Origin of the sequence: Desulfovibrio sp. (genome assembly GCF_041907885.1) — a bacterium.
In the GTDB taxonomy this organism is placed as follows: Bacteria; Desulfobacterota; Desulfovibrionia; order Desulfovibrionales; family Desulfovibrionaceae; genus Desulfovibrio.
The window spans coordinates 25,767-50,014 of record NZ_JAYRGM010000017.1; the positions used below are offsets into that span (position 1 = coordinate 25,767).

The 24,248-nt window shown below is 57.8% G+C and carries 22 protein-coding genes; 20 read left to right on the top strand and 2 right to left on the bottom strand.

Annotated features, from left to right (window positions below; translation table 11 throughout):
• Positions 1-154: 154 nt before the first annotated feature.
• From rfbD to ACE3NW_RS09460, 6 genes are all read left to right on the top strand, one after another.
• Positions 155-1,042 (top strand): dTDP-4-dehydrorhamnose reductase, encoded by an 888-nt coding sequence (rfbD, locus tag ACE3NW_RS09435; protein ID WP_374282732.1) that lies wholly within the window; start codon positions 155-157, stop codon positions 1,040-1,042.
• A complete protein-coding gene (locus ACE3NW_RS09440; protein WP_374282734.1) occupies positions 1,039-2,208 on the top strand; it encodes a DUF3179 domain-containing protein in 1,170 nt (389 codons plus the stop codon). The genes rfbD and ACE3NW_RS09440 overlap by 4 nt, the downstream gene beginning before the upstream one ends.
• A gap of 48 nt (positions 2,209-2,256) precedes the next feature.
• Complete coding sequence (locus ACE3NW_RS09445; RefSeq protein ID WP_374282736.1) at positions 2,257-3,069, top strand: HD domain-containing protein; 813 nt, start codon at positions 2,257-2,259, stop codon at positions 3,067-3,069.
• A 3-nt stretch (positions 3,070-3,072) separates the two neighbouring features.
• On the top strand, positions 3,073-3,567 hold the full coding sequence (locus ACE3NW_RS09450) for a hypothetical protein (protein ID WP_374282738.1): 495 nt from the start codon (positions 3,073-3,075) through the stop codon (positions 3,565-3,567).
• A 175-nt stretch (positions 3,568-3,742) separates the two neighbouring features.
• A complete protein-coding gene (gene dnaE, locus ACE3NW_RS09455) occupies positions 3,743-7,231 on the top strand; it encodes a DNA polymerase III subunit alpha (protein ID WP_374282740.1) in 3,489 nt (1,162 codons plus the stop codon).
• A 6-nt stretch (positions 7,232-7,237) separates the two neighbouring features.
• Positions 7,238-8,428 (top strand): metallophosphoesterase, encoded by a 1,191-nt coding sequence (locus ACE3NW_RS09460; protein WP_374282742.1) that lies wholly within the window; start codon positions 7,238-7,240, stop codon positions 8,426-8,428.
• Between the two features lie 151 nt (positions 8,429-8,579).
• Here ACE3NW_RS09460 and ACE3NW_RS09465 read toward each other — a convergent pair whose 3' ends face one another.
• Positions 8,580-9,644, bottom strand: coding sequence for a DUF1848 domain-containing protein (locus ACE3NW_RS09465; protein WP_374282744.1), 1,065 nt, complete (start codon positions 9,642-9,644; stop codon positions 8,580-8,582).
• Positions 9,645-9,801: 157 nt separating this feature from the next.
• Here ACE3NW_RS09465 and ACE3NW_RS09470 point away from each other — a divergent pair, with 157 nt between their 5' ends.
• From ACE3NW_RS09470 to ACE3NW_RS09525, 12 genes are all read left to right on the top strand, one after another.
• Entirely contained in the window at positions 9,802-9,969 is a 168-nt protein-coding gene (locus tag ACE3NW_RS09470) for a hypothetical protein (protein WP_374282746.1), read from the top strand.
• Positions 9,966-10,379, top strand: a complete 414-nt coding sequence (gene queD / locus ACE3NW_RS09475; protein ID WP_374282748.1) for a 6-carboxytetrahydropterin synthase QueD — start codon at positions 9,966-9,968, stop codon at positions 10,377-10,379. Before ACE3NW_RS09470 ends, queD begins: the two co-directional genes overlap by 4 nt.
• A 107-nt stretch (positions 10,380-10,486) precedes the next feature.
• A complete protein-coding gene (locus ACE3NW_RS09480) occupies positions 10,487-11,356 on the top strand; it encodes a WcbI family polysaccharide biosynthesis putative acetyltransferase (RefSeq protein ID WP_374282750.1) in 870 nt (289 codons plus the stop codon).
• A gap of 135 nt (positions 11,357-11,491) precedes the next feature.
• On the top strand, positions 11,492-12,115 hold the full coding sequence (locus ACE3NW_RS09485; protein ID WP_374282752.1) for a flavodoxin family protein: 624 nt from the start codon (positions 11,492-11,494) through the stop codon (positions 12,113-12,115).
• 711 nt (positions 12,116-12,826) lie between these two features.
• On the top strand, positions 12,827-14,182 hold the full coding sequence (locus ACE3NW_RS09490) for an SLC13 family permease (RefSeq protein WP_374282754.1): 1,356 nt from the start codon (positions 12,827-12,829) through the stop codon (positions 14,180-14,182).
• Positions 14,183-14,213: 31 nt separating this feature from the next.
• Complete coding sequence (locus tag ACE3NW_RS09495) at positions 14,214-15,059, top strand: fumarate hydratase (RefSeq protein WP_374282756.1); 846 nt, start codon at positions 14,214-14,216, stop codon at positions 15,057-15,059.
• 9 nt (positions 15,060-15,068) lie between these two features.
• Complete coding sequence (locus ACE3NW_RS09500) at positions 15,069-15,632, top strand: Fe-S-containing hydro-lyase (RefSeq protein ID WP_374282758.1); 564 nt, start codon at positions 15,069-15,071, stop codon at positions 15,630-15,632.
• Between the two features lie 95 nt (positions 15,633-15,727).
• The gene (locus tag ACE3NW_RS09505; RefSeq protein WP_374282760.1) at positions 15,728-16,357 is read left to right on the top strand and encodes a succinate dehydrogenase/fumarate reductase transmembrane subunit; all 630 of its coding nucleotides are present in this window, start codon (positions 15,728-15,730) and stop codon (positions 16,355-16,357) included.
• Between the two features lie 9 nt (positions 16,358-16,366).
• A complete protein-coding gene (locus tag ACE3NW_RS09510; protein WP_374282763.1) occupies positions 16,367-18,223 on the top strand; it encodes a fumarate reductase flavoprotein subunit in 1,857 nt (618 codons plus the stop codon).
• Positions 18,224-18,233: 10 nt separating this feature from the next.
• Positions 18,234-19,016 carry a fumarate reductase iron-sulfur subunit gene (locus ACE3NW_RS09515; protein ID WP_291332790.1) on the top strand — a complete coding sequence of 261 codons (783 nt, stop codon included), beginning with the start codon at positions 18,234-18,236 and terminating at the stop codon, positions 19,014-19,016.
• A gap of 96 nt (positions 19,017-19,112) precedes the next feature.
• Positions 19,113-19,799: a CBS and ACT domain-containing protein gene (locus ACE3NW_RS09520; RefSeq protein ID WP_374282766.1), complete on the top strand. Its 687-nt coding sequence runs from the start codon at positions 19,113-19,115 to the stop codon at positions 19,797-19,799.
• A gap of 311 nt (positions 19,800-20,110) precedes the next feature.
• On the top strand, positions 20,111-22,042 hold the full coding sequence (locus ACE3NW_RS09525; protein ID WP_374282768.1) for a diguanylate cyclase: 1,932 nt from the start codon (positions 20,111-20,113) through the stop codon (positions 22,040-22,042).
• 44 nt (positions 22,043-22,086) lie between these two features.
• On the opposite strand, the gene ACE3NW_RS09530 is transcribed toward ACE3NW_RS09525, so the two are convergent.
• Complete coding sequence (locus tag ACE3NW_RS09530) at positions 22,087-22,974, bottom strand: LysR family transcriptional regulator (protein WP_374282770.1); 888 nt, start codon at positions 22,972-22,974, stop codon at positions 22,087-22,089.
• Between the two features lie 167 nt (positions 22,975-23,141).
• Between ACE3NW_RS09530 and ACE3NW_RS09535 the strand changes: the two genes are divergently transcribed.
• Positions 23,142-23,543 carry a CidA/LrgA family protein gene (locus tag ACE3NW_RS09535; RefSeq protein ID WP_374282772.1) on the top strand — a complete coding sequence of 134 codons (402 nt, stop codon included), beginning with the start codon at positions 23,142-23,144 and terminating at the stop codon, positions 23,541-23,543.
• Positions 23,531-24,235 (top strand): LrgB family protein, encoded by a 705-nt coding sequence (locus ACE3NW_RS09540; protein WP_374282774.1) that lies wholly within the window; start codon positions 23,531-23,533, stop codon positions 24,233-24,235. Before ACE3NW_RS09535 ends, ACE3NW_RS09540 begins: the two co-directional genes overlap by 13 nt.
• The last annotated feature ends 13 nt before the right edge of the window (positions 24,236-24,248 follow it).

Genomic DNA, 24,248 nt, shown 5'->3' on the forward strand with positions numbered 1-24,248 from the left:
CCGCGCCGGTTGCGCCAAGCCCAAGCTTGTTCCTATGAAATTGATGTTGACCTGCCCATACTGTATTGACCCCGGCCGCTATGCGGGGATATTGTGCCAGAGAATGCCCGACACACCGTCAGCATCTTGCTGAAGGCTAAACCTTGGGGGTCGCATGGCAAAAGCTCTGGTACTTGGGGGGGCAACCGGCCTTCTTGGTCAGGCCCTGACACGAGTGCTCAAAGCCCGCGAATGGCAAGTTTCCACTCTGGGCCGTGAAAACGGCAATCTGCTGGACATGACCTTTCTGCAATCTGCCATTGCAGACGCCCAGGCCGATGTGGTGTTCAATGCCGTGGCCTGGACAGCGGTTGACGATGCAGAAGACCACAAGGATGAAGCCTGCCAGCTCAACCGGGCCCTGCCCGCAGCCATTGCGCGTTGCCTCAAGGCACAGGGCACGGGTTTTATGGTGCAGTACAGCACAGACTATATTTTTTCTGGCGCGGGCGAAAACGCCTTTAAAGAAACAGACCTCCCACAGCCTGCCTCGGTGTACGCCCGAACCAAGCTTGAGGGCGAAAGGGCCGTTATGGAAATTTTGCCAGACCGGTCGTGCATTGTACGCACCGCCTGGCTTTTTGGCCCTGGCCGCAAAAATTTTGTCGATACCATTCTTGCCGCCTGCCAGCGCCGTGATTCCATAACTGTGGTGCATGACCAGACGGGCTCGCCCACCTATTCCATGGATATTGCGCACTGGAGCGCCGCCCTGGCCGAAAAAAGGGCCACTGGCATCTGGCATGCCGTCAACAGCGGCCAGGCCAGCTGGTGTGAGCTGGCCTGCGAATCTGTTTCACTGGCCGGAGCCTCGTGCCGCGTTGTGCCCATTGATTCGTCAGAATGGCCGCAAAAAGCCCACAGGCCTGCTTTTTCTGTGCTCGACAACAGCAAGCTTGCAGAATTTTTGGGCAAGCCCCTGCGCCCGTGGCCACAGGCCCTGCGCGACTATATTTTTAGCGAATATCTGCCAGCCCACAAAGGCAAAGGCGCGGCCCAGTGAACAGCACAGGCCGCATATTCTGCGGGGGCAGCACTCTGCCGCCTGAAGGCAACAGGTGTGGCCTCTTTGCGGTTTTTCTGGCCCTGCTTGCCCTGTGGGCCCTGTGCGCCGGGCACGATGCCGAGGCAAGACCGCACAGCCTGCAACAGCTGGCGGCCATCAACGGCAAGCTGATTGAAACCGGCGTCAAGTACGGTTCCATTCCGTCCCTGTACCGCCCGCGCTACGATGTCATTCAGGACGCAAACCTGAGCCTCAGTGACGACGAAATTGTTTTTGTGGCCATGCTGCCGGGCGGGGCACGCATCTACCCGCAGCGCATCATGGTCTGGCATCAGGTCATCAACGAAATCGTTGACGACAAGGCTTACGCCATCACCTACTGCCCCACCACGGGCACGCTCATGGCCTACGATGCCTCCCTGGGCGGCCTGAACCTTATTTTTGATACAGAGGGCCGCCTGTACGACGGCAACAGCGTTCTGATTGACCGCAATTCCGGCAGCCTCTGGCTACAGGAAACAGGTATGGCCTTTGACGGCCCCCTTCTGGGCCGGGGCCTGCCCATGGTAACCGTGTACTGGACAAGCTGGGGCGCGGCCAAGCGCACGTTTCCGCACGCGGCAGTGCTTGCCAAACCCAACGGCAACAAGCCTTACGGACGCGACCCCTACGGCAACTACCAACGCAAGGGAACCTACTACGACAACGACAGGCTCATCTATCCCGTAGAGCGCACAGACCGCCGCTTTGCCAGCAAAACTCCCATGTACTGCATAGAGTACGAGGGCTATCTGCTGGCTGCCGACATTGGCTACGTCAAAAGAAAGGGCGCGGTGAACTTTTTTGTGGGGCCGCACGCCCTGCTGGCCGTCTACGACCGGGGTCTGGATGTGGTGCGCTTTTTTAACCGGCAGATATGGGCCGAACCTTTTCTGTTTGTGCAGCAAGGCGGCAAACTGCTTGATCTGACCACGCGCAGCACTTGGGACCCGGCCACGGGAGTTGCGCTCGACGGCAACATGAAGGGCGCGTCCATGCCGCAATTTTACGGCGCGTACTCCATGTGGTTTGCCTGGTACAGCATCAACCCAGAAACACTGACCATTCCCGGCCCAGGCGAAGTGCCGGAAAAGCTGCTCTCGCCCGCACCTCCGGGCCAGTAGCGCATCAGCCGTTTGCATTGCCAACAACCAGAGCGTATCTGTTGTTTCATGAACAGCGCAGCCAGCCCCATATTTGTGGATATATCTTCCCATCTGGCATGGTTTACCGCCTACGCCGCCGAAAAAACGGCACAGGAAAAGGGCGATGCCTCTCCCATGGATCTGAAGCTCCAGCACACCATGAACGTGCTGGAAAACGCCCGCCGCATCGTGGAAGGCGAAAACTTCGACACCCACACGGCGCGCCTGTGCCTGCTGGCGGCACTGTACCACGATGTGGGGCGCTTTGAGCAGTATCTGCGCTACCACACCTTCAGGGACAGGGAATCGTGCAACCATGGGCAGATGGGGGTGCGCATCCTGAAGGCCCAGGGCTGCCTGAACGGCGAAAGCCCCAAAACCCGCAAGCTGGTCATGGCTGCCGTGGGCATGCACAACCGCTTTGCCCTGCCAGCGCAAACCCAGCCCCTGATCGCACGAATCACCAACGTGGTGCGCGATGCCGACAAACTGGATATTCTGCGCATCATGAACGAGCACCTGAGCGGCCCGGCCCCGTATAATCCCACCGTGGTACTGCAACAGCCCGACGACCCTACCATCGCCAGCGAGGCGGTGCTGCGCGCGGTGTTCGAGCACCGGATGGCGGCCTATGCCGCGCTACGCTGTGTCAACGATTTTCGCCTGCTGCTGGGAACATGGTTTTTTGATCTGCATTTTGCCACCTGCCGCAGCAAGTTTCTGCAAGACGGCCACGCCCACAATCTGCTGCGCAGCATGCCCGGCACGGTTCCGCAGGCCCCTGCCCGCGACCACTTGCTGGCCCTGCTGGATGCGGCAAAAAACAATTCACGGCAGTAAGGCATGCAGCTGCGCCACCAGTCCTCTGCCCTTTGCCCCTGCCCGGCTTTTTTTCCCCAGGCGGCCCTTGCGCGGCGGGTTGCCTGGCCAGCGCAGTTTGCCCATGCGCCGCTCAACCCCGGCATGGCAGAGCTTGAGCTTGCGGGCAGCGCCCCGCTGCCCTGCGTGCGCCTTGGCTTTGCCCTGTGGTATCTGCCAGCAGATCAGGCCCAAACCCAGCTGCGCCTCGCCCTTGAGGGCGCGCAACTGGTGCTGGTGGCCGATTTCAAACTGGCAGAACGCAATCTTGAACTGCCCGCCGCACTTGCGGCCCGTGGCCTCATGGCTTTGACAAAGGCACGCCGCACTGCAAGAGGCAGCCGCGCAGGCCAGACAGATTTCATGCACAGGGGCGGCATTGAGGGGCTCGTGCGCCAGAGCGGCGCTCTGGTGTGCGAGCGCCGCCCCGTTTTTGCCGGGGCAGCCGCGCTGCTGCACCTGAGCCCCCCCCGGCACTAGACATGCCTGCCGAGGGCGGCTAGCGGCAGCCCTGCTGGCAAGGCCGTTGCCCTCGCCTTGAAGCCCCCAAAGCCCTGTGCTATAAGCTGCGCTGGCGCGACAGCACCACGCGCTGCCCCTGCCTGCCCTGGCACTTGCGCCCTTCAGCCCGCCTTTTCCGTTTTTTGGAGTTTCCATGTCCGATTTTGTCCATCTGCATTGCCATACAGAATACAGCCTGCTCGACGGCGCCATCCGCATCAAGGATCTGTGCGCCCGCGCCAAGGATTTTGGCATGCCCGCCTGCGCCATCACCGACCACGGTAACCTGTTTGGCGCTGCGTATTTTTTTCAGGGCTGCAAAGATTTTGGCGTTAAGCCCATCTTTGGCTGCGAGGTCTATGTCTGCCACGACCACAAGGACAAAAGCACCGATTCGCCCCTGGCCCGCCGCCGCAACCACCTGATTTTGCTTGCCCAGAACATGACCGGCTACCACAATCTGGTAAAGCTGGTAACCCAGGGCTATCTTGAAGGCTTCTACTACAAACCGCGTGTTGATAAACCCCTGTTGCGCAAATATTCCGAGGGGTTGATCTGCCTTTCGGCCTGCATTGCGGGCGAGATTCCGCGTGCCATCCTTGCCGACGACATGGACAAGGCCCTGAACCTCACGCGCGAATATGCCGATATCTACCCCGACCGTTTCTACCTCGAATTGCAGTCCAACGGCCTGCCAGAGCAGACCAAGGCCAACAATGCCCTGCTGGAACTGGCGGAAACCGCACGCGTGCCGCTGGTTGCCACCAACGACTGCCACTACCTTACCGCCGAAGACGCCGAAGCCCACGAGGTTCTGCTCTGCATCCAGACGCAGACAACCATGGACGACCCCAAGCGCATGCGCTTTGGCACGCACGAGCTGTACTACAAATCCATCGAAGAGATGGAAAAGCCCTTTGCCCATGTGCCCGAAGCGCTTGCCAACACCATGCGCATTGCCGAGCAGTGCAATGTGGAACTGGACTTTGGCCACCACTACTTTCCCGTGTACAATCTGCCGGAAGGGGCCAGCCTTGATTCCGAATTCCGGCGGCTGGCAGAAGAAGGCCTTGAAAAACGGCTCGAAAAGCACCCCGACCGGGACACGCTGGACGCCCAGCTCTACCGCGACCGCTTGCAGTACGAGCTGCGCGTTATCCTTGAAATGGGCTTTCCCGGCTACTTTCTCATCGTGCAGGAATTTATCAACTGGGCAAAAAACCATAACGTGCCGGTGGGGCCGGGGCGCGGTTCTGCCGCCGGTTCGCTGGTGGCCTGGGCCCTGCGCATCACCAACCTTGATCCCATTCCGTACAATCTGCTGTTTGAACGCTTTCTGAACAGCGAGCGCGTCTCCCTGCCCGATATCGACGTGGACTTTTGCGAACGCCGCCGTGGCGAAGTCATCAAGCACATGGTGGAAACCTACGGCGAGGGCTCGGTGGCGCAGATCACCACCTTTGGCACCATGAAGGCCAAGGGCGTGGTGCGCGACGTGGGCCGCGCCCTGGGCATGAGCTTTGCCGAGACAGACCGCATCGCCAAGCTGGTTCCCGCCGATCTCAAGATGACCATCAAAAAGGCGCTGGAGGCAGAGCCGGAGCTGGAAAACATTTACCACTCCGATCCCAAGGTCAAACACCTGCTCGACACGGCCCGCCGCCTTGAGGGCCTGGCCCGCCACGCTTCTACCCACGCCGCCGGTCTTGTGGTTTCAGACAAGCCCATGGACGAGTATCTGCCCCTGTATCAGGGCAAACGCGGCGAACTTGTGACCCAGTTTGACGGCCCCATGACCGAAAAAGCCGGACTTGTGAAGTTCGACTTTTTGGGCCTGAAAACCATGACCCTGATTCAGGATACCCTCGACAACATCACCCTTCAGGGCAACGAACCGCCAGATCTCGACAATCTGCCCCTCACAGACAGCGAAACCTACGAGCTCTATGCCCGTGGCGACACAGACGGCGTGTTTCAGGTGGAAAGTTCGGGCATGCGGCAGTATCTGCGCATGCTCAGGCCTTCGTGCTTTGAAGACGTCATCGCCATGCTGGCCCTGTACCGCCCCGGCCCCCTGGGTTCGGGCATGGTGGATGAATTCATCAAGCGCAAGCACGGGCAGGTTCCTGTTGTGTATCCGCACCCGTCGCTTACCGAATGCCTGCGCGATACCTACGGTGTTATCGTCTATCAGGAACAGGTCATGCAGATCGCCCAGATCATCGCCAGCTACACGCTGGGCGGGGCCGACCTGCTGCGCCGCGCCATGGGCAAAAAGAAGGCCGAGGCCATGGCCAAGGAGCGCGTCAACTTTGTTACCGGCGCGGAAAAGAACAGCATAGACAAGGACAATGCCAACGAAATTTTCGACTTGATGGAAAAATTCGCCGAATACGGCTTCAACAAGTCGCACTCTGCCGCCTACGCCCTTATTTCGTACTACACGGCCTATCTCAAGGTACACTACAAGGTCGAATTCATGGCCGCCCTGCTCACTTCTGAAATGGGCAACCAGGACAAGCTGCTCAAATATGTTTCGTGCTGCAAAGACATGGACATCAACGTGGTGCAGGCCTCGGTAAACCAGAGCCAGCGCGAATTTACGGCCCACGGCGGACAGGTGGTCTTTGGCCTTGGCGGTATCAAGAACGTGGGCGACGAAGCCATACGCGAAATTGTGGATGCCCGTGCCGAGGGCGGCGAATTTGCCTCGCTGTTTGACATGTGCTGCCGGGTCAATCTGCGCAAGGTCACCAAGCGAGTGCTCGAATCCCTCATCAAGGGCGGCGCGTGCGACTGCTTTGGCGTGCCCCGTGCCGCCATGCTGGCAGCCATCGAAATTGTGGTTGCCCGCGCGCAAAAAAAGGCCAAGGACAAATCCTCCAATCAGGTATCGCTGCTCTCCATGGCCCCGGCTTTGGAAAGCGCGCCCCAACCCGGCATCGGAATCGACTGCCCCGAAGCGTCGCTGCCAGAAATGGCAGACGACGACAAACTGCGGGCAGAAAAGGAAGCCCTGGGCTTCTTTTTGACCAGCCACCCGCTCCAGCCCTTTGTGCGCGAGATACGCCGCCTGGGCCTCACCACGCTGGAAGACGCCCGCGAAATGTTTCCGGGTGCGGAACTCCGCTGCGCGGCACTTGTGGTCAGCGTCAAAGAGGTGCTCACCAAGTCCAAGGGCGAGCGCATGGCCTTTGTGGGCATCGAAGACCTCACCGGCCATGCCGAAGTAACCTTCTTTCCCCGCCCATACGCAGAATGCCGTGATCTTTTGCGTTCTGAACAGCCCATCTGCCTTGTGGCGCGCCTCGACAGCCAGACAGACGCCAACGACAATGCAGATATGGACGAAGAAGCAGAGGAAGGCCCGCGCGAGATCAAACTGCTGGGGCAAAATGTCCGTTCGCTGGCCGATGCCTGCGGGCAGAGCGATACGCCCATATGCGTGCAGATACCCGCCCACCGGCTTGGGCGCGAGGACATGCTGGCCCTGCGCAATCTTCTGGAGCAGTTTCCCGGCCCGGTAGAGGCCCATGCCCAGGTTTTTCTGGACGGGCACGTATGCCTGCTGCACCTCGACAACACCCTGAAAGTTCGCCCCGGGCCAGACCTCGACAAAGCTCTTGCCGCCTGGGCTTCATAAAAGCATATGTTCCGATTTTTTCTGGTAACCGGCATTGGCCTGGCCATCATCAATGGCTGGATATCCTGGTGGCTCTGGCGTGCGCTTTCGGGCACGGGCTGGCTGCGTTTTGTGCTCTGCGCCCTGGTGCTTGTGCTGGGCGCGGCTTTTCCGCTGCTCTACAAGGGGCACGGCGATACACTTGCCCACATGTGGCTGCTGCGCGCCGGGGCATTCTGGATGGGCGTGGCTTTTTATGTGTTTGTGCTGGTCGTGTTTGCAGACCTGTGGGGCCTTGGCGCGCGCATACTTGGCTCTGCTCCGCCTGCGGCTCCGCGCTGGGGGGCCGTGCTGCTTGTGCTGGGCCTGCCCCTGCTGCTGGGCGTGGGCAGCTGGTTTAATGCGGCCTTTCCCGAACTGCGGCACTACAACATCACCATCCACATGCAAGGGCCGATACCCAGCGCCCATGTGGACAAGCCCCTGAAACTGGGCGTTATTACCGACATGCATCTGGGCCGTCTGATCACAGCGGGACGGCTGGCCCGATCCATGGAACTGCTGGCCCCCGAAAAGCCCGACGCCATCTTTTATGTAGGCGATATCATTGACGACCACATCAAGCTCGATGCTGATGCCACCGCCGCTGCCCTGGCACTGACCCAACCGCCTCTGGGCCACTGGGCCGTACCCGGCAACCACGAATATATTTCGGGCTCCATCGACAAAAGCATGGATTTTTTGCGCCGCGTGGGCATGCAGGTGCTGCGCGACCAGTGGGCCGTGGTGGACGACAGCTTTGTGCTGGCGGGCAGGGACGACCTGGGCAAGCCCGGCTTTACGGGTACGCAAAGGGCCAGCCTGACCGACATTCTGGCCGACCTGCCCGCGCAGTACCGCCATCTGCCCCTCGTGGTTCTGGATCACCAGCCCGCAGCCCTTGATGAGGCCCGCGAGGCCGGGACTGCGCTTATGCTCTCAGGCCACACGCACTACGGGCAGCTTTGGCCCTTCAATTTCGTGACAGAGCTGAAATACGAAAACCCCATGGGCTTGCTGACAAAAGGCAACTTCCACTCTATCGTCAGCGCAGGCACAGGCACGTGGGGGCCACCCCTGCGCACCACCAGCCGCGCCCAGGTGCTGCTGGTGACCGTGCATTTTGTGGCAGAAGACAAAGCCCCAGCAGACAATACGCCAGAAGAGAAAGCCCCGTAACCGCAAGCCCGCTTGCCCGATGCCCGATGCCCAATGCCTGATGCCTGATGCAAGACGCGCCGGATGCCGCGTTGCGAATGGATGCGGCGCGACGCAAGCTTTTTTCCTGACAGGTGTCAGGCGCAGAATCGGGGGCAATGGTCAAACAGGTCTACGACTCTGCAACAATACTCTCCCCCGCTGGGTCGTGCAGACGAAAATTGCGGGCCGCCGTGGCTGGCGAAGTATTGGCATAGCAGTACACGCAGCCGTGGGGGCAGGTGTCGTACTGCCCCACATCCTTGCAGGGCACGCACAGGCACACTGCCCGCTGGCCGCTGTCGCGCGGATAGCCGGTTTGCGGGGCGGGCATTTGTTTTCCGGCTGGCCCGGTCTCTACCGCCTGCGCGGTAAGGGGCAGACCCAGCTGGCGAGGCTGCGCAAGACCAAAAAGCCGCAGAATATCAGGATGTCGGTGTGTCATGCCGAGGATAAGCTCCGGGTCGGTGCAACGGTTGTGGCTGATACCAAAGGCCGACAGATCGCCCTTTTCGCCGCACGTGCAGGGCTCAACAGCCATTTCCGCAGCCAGACGGGCCACGCCTGCGGCGATGGCGTGCATTTCTGCCTGGGTAAAATCGCGCCAGCCAAGCCCGGCCCTGCGCAGATTTTCGCGCACCTTGCGGTAATCGGCAATGTCGGCAAAGCTGAACACCAGCTTGCGGGTACAGCCTCGCAGGGCGCGCCCTATCCGTGCCATGCGCTCAAGCAGCACATCGCAGGCATGGGGATTGCGGGCCAGAGCACCGGCCAGCATCAGCGGGTCAAAACGCCACACCACCCGCTCCGGCCCCGCCACATCCGCAAAACGGCGAAACGTGTCGATACGTCTGGCCAGCGGCGGCAGATTCGGCTCCCAGCCTTCGGCCTCGTAATCGTTGAGCGTGAATTCCAGATACCAGGCCAGCCCCCGCGCTTCCATCTGCGGCAGCAACGGCAGCAGCGGCAGGGGATTTTTACTCCAAAAAACGACCACGCGCGCGTGCTCAAAGGCAACATACTGGGGCCGCCCGTTAAAGGGGTTGATCCATCGGGCATAGCCCGCCCGCAGGCGGTTCATGAACCACTGGGCGTAAAATGCCGGAACATCCGTTGCACGGCTGGCCGCAATAATTTCTGGCGCAACAGCCCGCACGGTTCCTTCGGCGGCGTTGATCTGCACGGTTCTCCACTTCATGCAGCGAGTGTTTCAGGGCCGCCGCGCTTCGTCAACTGCCGCAAGGCCGCAGCAACCCGTGCGCACAGGCCGCCCGCCCGGCATTTTGACTTATCCTGCGCAATTGTTATTCTTGCACTGCAAAAACGTTCAAACACCCTGCAACGAGTGGTAATGCATGTCTTTTTTTTCATGGATGCAAAGTCTTTTCACGCCACCTTCCACAGGTGATCCTGACCTGGATGATCCGCGCCCGAGCTTTGAGTGGAACCAGAACGCCCGCATCATGCTGGCCATCATTGTTGTCATTCTTTCGGCCTTTGTGGTCTTTTGGATACTGTCATGACAAAAGGTGCTTTTTGGCGGCTGACCGTGCGCGACGACTTTTCTGCCGGCCACGCCCTGCGGCATTACGAAGGCAAGTGCGAACGTATGCACGGCCACAATTTTGGGGTGGAGCTCACCGTGCAGGGCCAGCGCCTGACCCGCGATACGGAAATGCTGCTCGATTTCAAGACGCTGAAGACCGGCCTCAAAACCGTGCTCGACGCCCTTGATCACAGGCTGCTCAACGAAACGCCGCCCTTTGATGTCATCAACCCCTCGTCAGAAAATCTGGCGCGGCACATCTGGCGCGGCATGGCCGAATTGCTGGCTACACACGGCGACCCGCAGGCACGCGAGGTGCGGCTGTACAGCGTAACCGTATCAGAAAAAGGCGCGCAAAGCGCCACCTATATGGAAGTGGACGACTGACCGGCAAAGCCCCCTAACAGCGCCAAGGCATGCTCTCTCCCGCGCCGCGTCAAACACACGGTACAGGCGGGGCTGAGCAAGCCAGCCACACACGACGGAACACACGCATGGCCCAGGCTCTGTGTCTTTTGCACGCCAACTGTCAGGGCGACGCCTTGCGCCCCCTGCTGGAAAACTCCCCGGCCTTTGCCAGCCGCTTTCGCATCTGCCAGTATGTGAACTACACGCGGCAGAGCATCGCCGCGCAGGATATAGAGCACTGCGACCTTTTTCTGTACCAGCGGCTTGCGCCCAAGTGGGGCGACCTCTCCACAGAGCAAATGCTGCCGCGCCTGCCACAACACTGCCAGGCCATTGAAATTCCCAATCTTTTTTTTAAAGGCTACTGGCCCCACTGGTCGCGCGACGAGCACATAAATTTTGCAGACAGCCTGCTAGAAACACTGCTTGAAAAAGTCAGCCCCCACGAGGCCTTGACCCTGTATCTGCGGGGCTCTGCCGCACTGCTGGGCGATGCGGCGGCGCTGAACCGTCAGGCCGAGGAATCGCTGTGCCGCGAGGAGGCAAAGGAGGCTGGCGCGCCCATACAGTGCGCGCCTCTGCTGCGCGAGCGCTGGCGTGAAGAGCAGATGTTCATAACCGTCAACCACCCGGGGCGAGAGCTGGTGTGCCACATGGCCGAAAGCCTGCTGCGCCTGCTGGGCCTTGGCGGCCTGCCCCCGTCTGTACGCGGCGGATTTGTGCATCCGCTGGAGGATTTCTGGCTGCCCGTTCACCCTGTTGTGGGCCACAGCCTGGGCCTGCCCTTTGTAAGTGCCGAAAAACGCTGGCCTGTCTACCATTTGCAGCTGACGCACCGCGAATACATTATGTGCTACATGGCCTGCCGCGCAAACAATGTGCCGGATTTTTTGACATTTCTCAAAAATCTTTCGCCCGATGCCCTGCACGCCGCCACGGCGGCCATAGGCGGCTAGCGGCCTGCATCAGGTACGCAGCAGCCTTGCATTGGGCAAATCCTGCAAAACCACACCCGGCGGCAGCAGCGGCAAACAGGTTGCCACCGCTCACGCAGCGGGCTGCGGCCACACCGCACCCGAAAGGAGAGATTCATGAAAGTTCTGATGATCAACGGCAGCCCGCATCCCAAGGGCTGCACCTTTACCGCACTTTCCACCGTGGCCGCGCAGCTTGAAAAAAACGGCGTTGAAACCCGGATACTCCAGCTGGGCACAAAACCCATCCAGTGCTGTATTGCCTGCGGCAAGTGCAAGGAAACCGGCCACTGTGTGTTCAACGCCGACCACGTCAACGAGGCCATTGATCTGCTGCGCGCCGCAGACGGCCTTGTTGTGGGCTCTCCGGTCTATTATGCCGGCCCCAACGGCGGTATCACGTCCTTTCTTGACCGCATGTTCTTTTTCAAATCCATCCACTATGCCTTCAAACCCGCCGCTGCTGTGGTGAGCTGCCGCCGTGGCGGAGCCAGCGCGTCTTTTGACAGGCTGAACAAATACTTTACCATCGCCCGCATGCCTGTGGTTTCTTCGCAGTACTGGAACGCCGTTCACGGCAATACCCCCGAAGAAGTTTTGCAGGACAAGGAAGGCTTGCAGATCATGCGCACTCTGGGCGACAACATGGCCTGGCTGCTCAAGTGCATTGCCGCTGGCAAGGCCGCCGGTGTGGCAACGCCCGCGCCCGAAGCCTGGGAACCCACCAATTTTATCCGCTAAAATTTGCAAGCAGCGTCAAAGACGGTTTTTTCATACCCGAACAAATCGCCCTTGCCCTGCCGTTCAGGCCCATTCAAGGTAATGTCTTGAAGTAACAAGGCTGTCCGAACATACGGTTCGGGCAGCCTTGTTGGTTTTTTCGCCCGTCTGGAAGTTCCCGGTGATATTCGACAACAATATTTCAGCAACAAAAAGCAACCAACTACCCAGCAACCTGTTATACCAGCCGCAACCCCCATGAATGCATGCAATTAGTTGTTTCAGGCAGCAATCTGAAAACAGCATCAATACACAACCAAATATTCATACCCCTTTTAAGGCTGAATATGCATACCCCAAAATCTAATGAGCAGACAGACACACATCAGCACAGCAATTTTACACATCAAGTGCAATAAATCACCTATTGATTTTAATAATTAGAAGTAATTTACTACAATATTTTTTATTGATAAATATTTTTAAAGCAGCATATTTGTATTTGTGATTTTTATTGCATACGTTCTCAAATAAAAAAATATTTTTCCTTTCATACTGCATCCCTTGAAGAAATTATAGAGATTGATCAATCATTCAATATAATATTGTTGCCACAATTTTCCATATCTGGCATTTTTATCGGTATCTATTTGTTTTCCCTGCCATTGCATACCGTGAAACGCAAAGGCCGAGCAGGGATGCCGTAAATTTCATGCTGTGGGAGGTTAGCGGATGAAAAGACCATCTCTATGGGCGTTGGTGCTGCTTGCAATTGTTCTTTTTGCCGGGCACGAGGCCTTTGCCGCTTCTACCCTAGGAATCAAACTGCCAGAAGATCCCACCAAGGCATACATCACACTAGGCATTCTGTTCGTTGCCGCTGTGATGTTTTTTACGGAAGTTGTGCCCCTGCCCATTACGGCCCTGCTTGTGCCAGTGGCCCTTTCACTCACCAATGTGGTTTCGTCCAAGGTGGCTTTTGGTTACTTTGGCGACCCCACCGTTGTGCTTTTCATGGCCATGTTCATTGTAGGCGAGGCCACGTTCATAACAGGCTTTGCCGACAAGGTGGGCGGACTTGCCGTAAAGCTTTCAAAGGGCAACCCGGTTAAGCTCATCGTATACACCATGGCGGCTATCGGCCTGCTCTCAACGGTGCTTTCAAACACAGGCACTACCGTTGTGGCCGTGCCCATGGTGCTTGGCATGTGCATGAAGGCCAAGCTTGCTCCCGGCAAGGTGCTTATGCCTGTGGCCTTTGCTTCGTCCCTTGGCGGCACGGTAACGCTTGTGGGCACGCCTCCCAACGGCATCATCAACTCCATGCTGGCCCAAACAGGGCAAAGCCCCTTTGGCTTTTTTGAATTCGGCCTTATCGGCATGCCCTTGCTGGTCGTGGGATTGCTTTACTACGCCATTGCGGGCCACAAGCTGTTGCCGGAAAGGATGCAGCTCGACGGTGAAGACGACATTGAAGTAGACGCCAAGGTACGCCGCGAGCACAAAATGTGGCACTCTGTGCTGATCTTTGCCTTTGTAGTTGCCATGATGGCAAGCGAAGTCATGCCCCTGACCACCGCCGCAGTGCTGGGCGCCTGCCTGATGGTCATTAGCGGTTGTATGACCATGCGCGAGGCCTTCCGCAGTGTTGACTGGACAACGATCTTTCTGTTTGCGGGCATGCTTTCCATGTCTGCCGCCATGGACAAATCTGGCGCTGCCGCCATTGTAGCCAACGCCGTGGTCAGCACCGTCAACGACCCGTGGATGCTCATGTTTGTTTGCTGCGCCCTCACCGCCGCCATCACCAACTTTATGTCAAATACGGCCACAGCTGCCCTTATGGCCCCGCTGGCCCTGCCCATAGCCTTTGCCAGCGGCATTTCGCCCCTGCCCATCGCCATGGGCATAGCCATGTCGGCCTCGTGCTGCTTCCTTACGCCCATTGCCACCCCGCCCAACACCATCGTGCTTGGCCCTGGAAGATATAGCTTTATGGATTACGTCAAGGCTGGCTGGCCTTTACAGCTGATTTCGCTCATTATGTGCTGGCTGCTTATCCCGCTGATCTGGCCTTTCCATCCCTAGCCAGCAGCCGTTGTACAGAAAAGAGGAAGACATGAAGGAAATTACTGTTGAAGACATAGCGCGTGCAGTTGCCGATCTGGCCGTGCGTGCCTGCTGTCGTCTGCCCCAGGACATGGTGGACGGCATGCGCAGCGCGCTCGAGGCCGAACCCTCGCCCGTTGGCAAAAACATTCTTGAGCAATTGCTGGAAAATGCGGCCATTGCCGCCAGCGACAGCATTCCCATCTGTCAGGATACCGGCCTTGCCGTGGTATTTGCCGATGTGGGTCAGGACGTGCGCATTGTGGGCGGCGCTTTTGAAGACGCCGTTAACGAGGGCATTCGCCGTGGCTATGTAGATGGTTATCTGCGCAAATCGTGCGTGGCCGAACCGCTTTTTGAGCGCAAAAACACGCGCGACAACACCCCAGCCGTCATTCATACCCGCCTTGTGCCGGGCGAATCGCTGCGGTTGCGGCTGGCCCCCAAAGGCGCAGGCTCTGAAAACAAGAGCGTGGTCAAGATGCTTGTGCCCGCCGACGGTATCGAGGGCGTGCGCAAGGTGGTGCTGGATGCCGTGCTTGCCGCTGGCCCCAATTCGTGCCCGCCCATGGTGGTGGGCGTTGGCCTTGGCGGAACCATGGAAATGGCCGCCATATGCGCCAAGCGCGCTGCCGCGCGCGACCTCGAAAGCCGCAACCACGACCCGCGCTACGCCGCCTTTGAAGAAGAACTGCTTGAGCTGATCAACAAGACCGGCATCGGCCCCCAGGGCCTTGGCGGGCTGACTACGGCGCTCAAGGTGCATGTGGAATGGGCCCCTACCCACATTGCCTCGCTGCCTGTGGCCGTGAACATCAACTGCCACGCGGCGCGCCACGCCGAAGTTACGCTGTAGGAGGCCGCCATGTCTGAAACCCAGATGAAAAAAATCCGCGCCCCATTTGACGAAGCCACCGCGCGTTCACTGCGCGCGGGCGACCGGGTGCTTATTTCGGGCACCATTCTTGCCGCGCGCGATGCGGCCCACAAGCGCCTGGTGGAAACCCTGGACAAGGGCGAGCCTCTGCCCGTGGATTTGCATGGCGCGGTTGTGTACTATGTTGGCCCCAGCCCCGCCAAACCCGGCGAAGTGATCGGCGCAGCTGGCCCCACCACATCAGGCCGCATGGATGCCTACACCCCCCGCCTGCTCGACCAGGGCCTGAAAGGCATGATCGGCAAGGGCTACCGCAAGCCAGAGGTGGTCGAAGCCATGAAAAAGCATGGCGTACCCTACCTTGCCGCCGTGGGTGGAGCGGGCGCACTCATAGCCCGCAGCATCAAAAAATACACGGTGCTGGCTTATGAAGACCTGGGGCCGGAAGCCGTTGCCGCCATGGAAGTGGAAGATTTTCCCGCCATTGTGGTTATCGACAGCACTGGCGACAACTACTACGAAACCGGGCAGGCGCCGTACAGGCGTTCCTGACCTTCACTGCCCCTTTGCGCATGCACATGCTGAAAAGTGGCGCGGATTTGTCGCGCCGTTTTATAATGCCTGACATCTTTATGTAAGGAGTTGGTATGGCCTTAAGCAGATCCCCTGTCGATGACCGAACCCGCCTTGATTTCTGGCAAGCGGCTTCTGGCGCGGTGCTGGCGCTTTTTGTGTGCGTCCACCTGGTGCTGGAAGGAACGGTTGTTCTCAGCCCCGCGCTGACCAACGGCATAGCCTGGCTACTGGAAGTGACCATGCTGGCACAGGTGGCGGCCCCCGCCATTGTGCTGCTGATTCTGTTCCACTTCTATATTGCCGCCCGCAAAATGCCCTTCCGCGCCAATGAACTGGGCGTTTTTGTACAGCACAGCAAGGGCCTCAAGGAGCTGGACACGTGGCTGTGGCTGGTACAGGTTTTTACGGCCATTATCATTCTTGCCGGTGCGTTCTACCATGTGTACAGCGTCATGACCGACCTGCCCATCAATGTGGCGGGCAGCGCAAAACGCCTGCACTCTGGCTGGCTGGCCTTCTATGTTTTCTTTTTGCCTTGCGTCATTCTGCACACGGGCATTGGCGTATACCGCCTGGCCGTCAAATTCGGCCTGTGCGTCAAGGCCACCCGCCCCGCGTGGCGCAAGTGGACCTGGATTGTCATGGGCTGTTATCTTCTGCTCGGCGCGGCGGCTCTGACCCGCGTGTGGTTTCTGGGATAGGGGGTGCGTATGCGAGTTTTTGAAAGTGATGTTCTTTGCATAGGCGCCGGCCTGGCCGGGGAACGCGTGGCAGTGGAAGCGGCTCAGGCGGGTTTTCGCGTTATCTGTCTTTCGCTGGTGCCGCCCAAGCGTTCGCATTCGTCTGCCGCCATGGGCGGCATGCAGGCGGCCCTTGGCAACTCCATCATGGGCGAGGGCGACTGCCCCGAAGTTCACTTTAACGATACCGTCAAGGGCTCAGACTGGGGCTGCGACCAGGAAGTAGCTCGTCTGTTTGCCGAAACAGGCCCCATCGCCATGCGCGAAATGGCCTGGATGGGTGTGCCGTGGAGCCGCGTTGTGCCCGGCGAGCACACCTACTACAAGGGCGGCAAGCCCTTTCAGGCAACGGAAAAATCCGAAAACGAGGGGTTGATCCACTCGCGTGCCTTTGGTGGCACTGCCAAGTGGCGCACCTGTTACACCTCGGACGGCACAGGCCACGCCGTTCTGTTCACCCTCGACAACCGCCTGCTGCAACTGGGCGTGGACGTACACGACCGCATGCAGGCCGAGGCTCTCATTCACGACGGCCAGCGCTGCATGGGCTGTGTGGCGCGCGACCTGCGCACCGGCGAGCTGGTGGGCTATTTTGCCAAGGCCACGCTTATCGCCACAGGCGGCTATGGCCGCATTTACCGCGCCACCACCAACGCCATCATCTGCGACGGCGGCGGCCAGATCACCGCGCTTGAAACGGGTGTTGTGCCTCTTGGCAACATGGAGGCAGTGCAGTTTCACCCCACGGGCACAGTGCCCACCGATATTCTGGTTACAGAGGGCTGCCGTGGCGACGGCGGAACCCTGCTGGACGTGAACGAATACCGCTTTATGCCCGATTATGAGCCCGAAAAGGCCGAGCTTGCCTCGCGCGACGTTGTTTCGCGCCGCATGACAGAACACATGCGCAAGGGCCTTGGCGTGCAGAGCCCCTACGGTGAGCACCTGTGGCTCGACATCCGCCATCTCGGCGAAAAACACATCACCACAAATCTGCGTGAAGTGTACGACATTTCTACGCATTTTCTGGGCGTCAACCCCATCCACCAGCTTATTCCCGTGCGGCCCACCCACCACTACAGCATGGGCGGCGTGCGCATCAACAAGGACGGCCACGCCTACGGGCTTCAGGGGCTCTTTTCTGCTGGCGAGGCGGCCTGCTGGGATATGCACGGCTTCAACCGCCTGGGCGGCAACTCGCTGGCCGAAACCATTGTTTCTGGCCGCATAGTGGGTGCAAAACTGGTAGAATTCCTGCAAGGGTACGAAACCGTGTTCTCCACCCAGGCCATGAAGGACGCCGCCACCAAGGTCAAGGAACGCATTGCCGCACTTATGCGCGGCACGGGCGACGACTGCTACACCCTGCGCAATGCCATGCAGGATATCATGATGGAGCATGTGGGTATCTTCCGTAACGGCAAGGATCTGGAAGCGGGCGTGGCCAAGCTTCAGGAACTGCTGGAACGCACCAAGAACATGCGCATCGCCAGCGGCAACATACCCGGCCCCAACGCCGAGCTTTCCATGGCGCTGCGCGTGCCCGGCATGCTCAAGCTGGCCCTGTGTACGGCCTACGGCGCACTGATGCGCACCGAAAGCCGTGGCGCGCATGCCCGCGAAGACTACCCAGAACGCAACGACAAGGAATGGCTCAACCGCACCCTGGCATACTGGAAGGAGGGCGACACCCTGCCCACGCTCAAGTATGAACCGGCAACGCCCTTCTACATTCTGCCCCCCGGCGACCGTGGATATGGCGGCGGCAAGATCATCACCGCCGATATCAGCTCTGAAAAAATAGTGCCGTACGCGCAACAGGGGTAAGGAGAGCCACATGGGACGCAATCTGACATTCGAGATATTCCGATACAATCCGCTGGATCCGCTCTCGCAGCCCCATATGCAGACCTTCCAGCTTGAAGAACACAACAGCATGACGCTGTTTATCGCCCTGAACATGATACGCGAAACCCAGGACGCCTCGTTGCAGTTTGATTTTTGCTGCCGCGCCGGTATCTGCGGGTCGTGCGGCATGGTCATCAACGGGCGGCCCGGCCTTGCCTGTCATACGCAGACAAGCGATCTGCCAAGCCACATCACCCTGCATCCGCTGCCGGTGTTCAAGCTTTTGGGCGACCTTTCGGTAGATACGGGTACGTGGTTTCGCAATGTGGGAACCAAGATTGAATCGTGGATACACACCACCAAGGAATTCGATCCCACCGCGCAGGAAGACCGCATGAGCAACGATCTGGCTACCCAGATATTCGAGCTCGACCGCTGCATAGAATGCGGCTGCTGCGTGGCGGCCTGCGGCACGGCCCGCATGCGCGAGGACTTTATTGGCGCAACCGCCATCAACCGCATGGCACGCTTCTATATTGACCCGCGCGATAACCGCACGCCTGCCGACTATTATGAACTTATCGGCGATGACAACGGCGTGTTTGGCTGCATGGGCCTGCTTGCCTGCGACAACGTGTGCCCCAAACAGTTGCCCCTTCAGGATCAGCTGGGTATCATGCGCCGCATGGTGACCATGGAATCCGTGCGCGGCATTTTGCCTGAATTTATCAGAAACAAAATGCAGGGTTGCGGCTGCGGCTGTTCTAAATAACAACGCTTTGCTCATGGAACGGGCTGGCGCAAACAGCCCGTTCCAGTTCCACCAGACGGGAGGGGCAACCCTCGCACTACCCCAAGGGAGGATGCCATGCTTATACTCGACTGGATGCAATCCAAGGTAATCTCCGTTCCACCCACAGCAACCCTACTCCAGTGCCGTAAATTATTTAAGGAACACAAGATCAACCGCCTTCCGGTGGTTGATGCCAACAACATCGTTGTCGGGCTCATTTCTTCCTCCGACGTTCGCAGCTTTGCCCCGAGCAAATCCACCGGGCTTGAAATTATTGAGCTTCTGGAGATCATGAGCGAAACAAAGGTCAGGGATGTAATGGTGGTTGACCCCGTAACCATCTCATTTAAGAGCACCATTGAGCAGGCCGCCCAAAAAATGATCAACAGGCATGTTGCCTGCCTGCCCGTAGTAAATGATGAAGATAAACTGGTTGGCATTATAACCGGATGGGACGTATTCAAAGCCCTGCTTGACATAAGCGGCGCAGAACAGCCTGGTGTGGAAGTGGGCTTTGTGGTTCCCTATCAGCCCGGCACAGTGCGCGAGCTGCTTGACACGCTCAAATCCCATGGAATGAGCATTATTTCAGTGCTGTCGTCTGCCTCTGGCAACAACATGCGTCAGGTAAAAATTCGCTTCAAGGGACCCGACGATCTGTCGCAAAATGTGGCGCTTGAGCAGTTTCGCGATCACCCAGGGTTGCGCTACTGGGCGCGCGAAGGCGAATTTTATCTCAAATCATCCGCAAAAATGGGCTGAGTCACCGCCGGTTCAAACTCTGCCCCACATCCACCATATTCAATTCTGCCAGCTGTTTGCAAAAGCCGCCTCACTGCTCGATGTGGCGGCTTTTCACATATTGTGCGGCATGTTTCCAACCTGTCTTCTTGGCTTTCGTACATTTATACGATATTAATAGCGCCATTCCCTTTTATCGAAAGGGCACGCGGGCTACAAAGAATGCTGACAAAAGTTTTGCGCGTCACACACCTGGCATTTGGTCACGATCGCATACAAACCCATCATTACCCCGTGCTATAAAATACTGCCTTTACGCTTCAGGACAGTCCATGCACAAGAACTACGCCTTCAGAACAAATTTCCTTATCTGCCTGATTATTATCATCGGTTTTTCCGTCACTTCGGTGATCAGCTACCGTTCCAACATGGATACGCTGAAAAAAGAGGCCGAGAGCGTAACCCGCCTTGCCTCCGAAGGTATGATGTATCAGATTGACGCCATTTTTGCCCAATCCATACATATTTCGCAAACAATGGCGCACGACAGTTTTTTGATCAACTTTTTGTCGCAAGAAAAAGAAAACCTCAAAAACCCTGCCTATACCCAAAACATCAAAGAATATCTGCTGGCTTACAAAAAAAAGTACAACTATGACTCTGTCTTTCTTGTTTCCATGCAGACAGACCGGTACTATAATTTTGCGGGTGTAGCCAGAATAATGGACTATACAGTTACAGAAAACAAATGGGTGCGAGAGTTTATTACAGCAAACAATGAATTTTCACTTAATATAGATAATGACAAGGCCGCGCATGACACCATAACAGTTTTTGTAAACTGTAGTGTTCGCAATAAGAACAATGATCTTGTCGGTATTGTCGGCGTTGGATTCAAGGTAAACACCGTTCAGGCCATGCTGGCAAAGTATGAACAGCAGTTTGCGGTAAAAACCTACCTCATGGATGAAAGCGGCGATGTGCAGATTTCATCATCTGGCCACAATGGCGCCACGTCTGACGCTTTTGCGCAACAAACATTTGCCGCTGTAAAAAACACGCTGAAGAAGAACAATTCGGACAGCTCAGACATCTGGTATTCTGCAAACGGCGTGAACGGCTATGCCGTAACACGTTATCTGCCTGCGCCCAATATGTATCTGGTAACAGACAAAAACACGTCAGAAATCATCAAGCAGATCAGAACAAAATACTACACTGGCGCTGTAATTGTTTTATTTACCACGCTCATTGTCATACTTATTGTTACAACAATCATACGCAGATACAAAAACAAGATTGTATCCATCACCATATCTGAAGAACTGAAATACCACACCATCCTTCAGAATGCCACATCGCAGATATACGACAGCATTATTGAATTTGATATTACAAACGACACTGCCTGTGGCGAAGGAACAAAAAAGTTTTTGCAGCAGCTCGATCTCAAGTCCTCCACTTCGTACAGCGCAATGCTTCGAACCATTGTTTCCAGGCATATTCATCCAGACCATGCGGCTTTGTTCATGGACACTTTCAGCCCCAATGCAGTGCGCAAGGCTTTGGAAGAAGACCGCAACAAGCTGAGCTGCGATTTTCTGTACGCCACGCAAAAAGACAAGTATGTATGGTATCGTGAAACCGGCTATGTGTTGCGCTGGGCAGAAAACGATTCCATTCACATCGTTGTTTGCCGCCAGAATATCGACAAGGATAAAAAGCTTGAGCTCAGCTTGCAGGAAATGGCGCAAAAGGACGGCCTGACTGGTCTGTACAACAAGATGACCACCCACGACCTGATTGAAAAACGGCTTGCCAAACACGAATGCGACCGTGGCCTGCTTGCCATGCTCATGCTCGACATTGACAACTTCAAGGAACTCAACGATTCGTTGGGACATGTGGCCGGCGACAGGATTATTCAGGAATTTGCGCAGAACATACGCGCGGGCTTTGCCGCAGATGACATTGTGGGCCGTGTTGGCGGTGATGAATTTGTTGTGCTGACCCTGCAACAGGACGAGGAAACCCTGCGTCAGAAGGCCGATGCCCTCTGCCACGCCATCAACAGCACTTCGTACGGCGTAGACGCCCACCACCTGGCCGCAAGCATTGGGGTGGCCATTTTTCCCCGCCACGGCAAAACCTTTGGCGAGCTTTACGCCAGTGCGGATACAGCCCTGTACCGCGCCAAGCAAAACGGCAAAAACACCTATGTTGTTTTTGACAAAACCGACAGGCCGGCCTCCGCTCGCGTTTGATGCGAGCGGTCCAGATATTGGGCGCGAAAATTCCGCGTTGCCACTCAGGCTGCGGGCAGTGACACCGTTTTTTGCTCGCAGCATTTCAGGCAGCGGCAAACCGCCGCCACATTGGCCGAGGCCATACCCTTGCGCCACACAAGCTCGGTAACGGCGCTGCTCAACGGGTGCTCAAGGGCATGAACCGACAGCATGCCGTTGGTACGGCACAGCTCCAGCACCGATGCTGGCACAACCCCCACCCCCATGCCAGCGATAACGCCCCCCACAATGGCATGGTACGAAGCCAGCTCTACAATGTGCTGCGGCTCCCAGCCATAGGCCCTAAACCAGTTTACCAGCCTGTTTCTGTAGGCGCAGCCGCCCTGAAAGGCCAGCACGGCCTTGCGGCCTATATCGTCGGGCGTGTGTATGGGCGCATGCCCGCTGGTGGCAATGAGCACCAGCCGTTCATCAAAAGCCGCCACCCGTTCAAGCCTGTCATCGTGCGGCGCGTCTACCACAAACACGGCGTCCAGCCTGTTTTCCAGCACATCCACATACAATGAGCTGCTCGTACCGATCACAAGCTCCAGATCAATGTTGGGGTATTCTGCGTGCAGTCTGGCCAGTATTTCTGGCAAGCGCGCGGCAGCGGCGCTTTCCAGCGCCCCGATGCGCAGCCGCCCCCCCGGCTCCATACCTTTGACGCACAGCTCGGCTTCGTCCATCAATGCGCATATCTTGCGGGCATACGTGTAGAGCGTCTGGCCCCTTGCCGTGGGCAGCAGGCGTTTTTTTTCGCGCAAAAAAAGCTGCACGCCCAGATCTTCCTCCATTTGCATGATGCGCGCGGTAATGCCCGACGGCACGCGGTGCAGGGCCTTGGCGGCATGGCTGATACTGCCCGAATCCATTACGGCCAAGAAGGTACGCAGATCTGATACTTCCACTTGTTCACCTTTTATGACTGATTATTTCATTTTTATTCATTTGCCATGACATCTAACATCTCCTAACGTATGCCGCAAGCCACCCACCGCTGGCGGGAAAAACCCTCACTCAACAAATTTCTGCCAGCGGTGTGCGGCAACAGGCCAACCCGAACCTCAGGACATTTATGCGTACCACCTGGAAACTGCTTTGGCAGACAGCGCTTTTGACCGCCATATTTTGGGGCTGCGACCAGATCACCCGCCTGACGGGCATCCCCATTCCCGGCAACGTGCTGGGCATTATTGTGCTGTTCTTTTTGCTACTTACCGGCATCATTAAAGAAAGCCACATCAGCCTTGCGGCAGAATTTCTGCTGCGCCATCTGGTATTCTTTTTTGTGCCCATTGCGGTGGGGCTGATGCAGTGGGGCAGCGTTTTTTATGACTACGGCTGGGTGCTGGCAGCGGCCATTGTGGGCAGCACCGCCCTGCCGCTGGTGATAGTGGGCTTTATGGCCAAGGTGCTGCGCCGAGCCCCCCGCAAACAGGAAAACATGGACAAGGAGGAAGCGCCATGCAGATCGTAAGCACAGTTCTTTGCGTGGCGGGCACGGTATTGGCCTACGCGCTGGTGCGCGGCCTGTACCTGCGCTACAAGCACCCGCTGATCAACATTGTGGCTGGCAGCGCCGCCATTATCATAGCGGTGCTTTTGCTCTGTGACATTCCGTATTCAACCTACGAGCCCGCACGGCAGGCCATGACCCTGCTTATCGGCCCGGCCACAGTGGCCCTTGCCCTGCCGCTGTACCGCTACCGCCACCTGCTGCTGCGCAACGCCCTGCCCATACTTGCCAGCGTATGTACTGGCGCATTTGCGGCCATGCTTTCGGCTGGTGCGCTGGCCAGATGGGGCGGCCTGCCGGAAGATGTGGTAATCTCCATCATGCCCAAGGGCGTATCCATACCCTTTGCCGTAGAGGTGGCCTCCATGTACGGTGGCATTCCCTCGCTTACGGCGGCATTTGTGGTGGCCACCGGCACGCTGGGTTCGCTTTTGGGCCTGTGGGGGCTCAATGTTATACGCATCAAGGCCCCCTTTGCACGGGGCCTGACCATGGGAACCATCTCGCACGCGCAGGGAACCGCCGTGGCCTTGCAGGAAGGTGAGGAACAGGGGGCCATGGGCGGCCTTGCCATGATTCTGGCAGGAATTTTAACTGCGGCCCTGGCCCCGGTGGCCGTATGGATTGTGCTGCGGCTGCCGCTGCTGCCATAAACAGGCCTTGCCG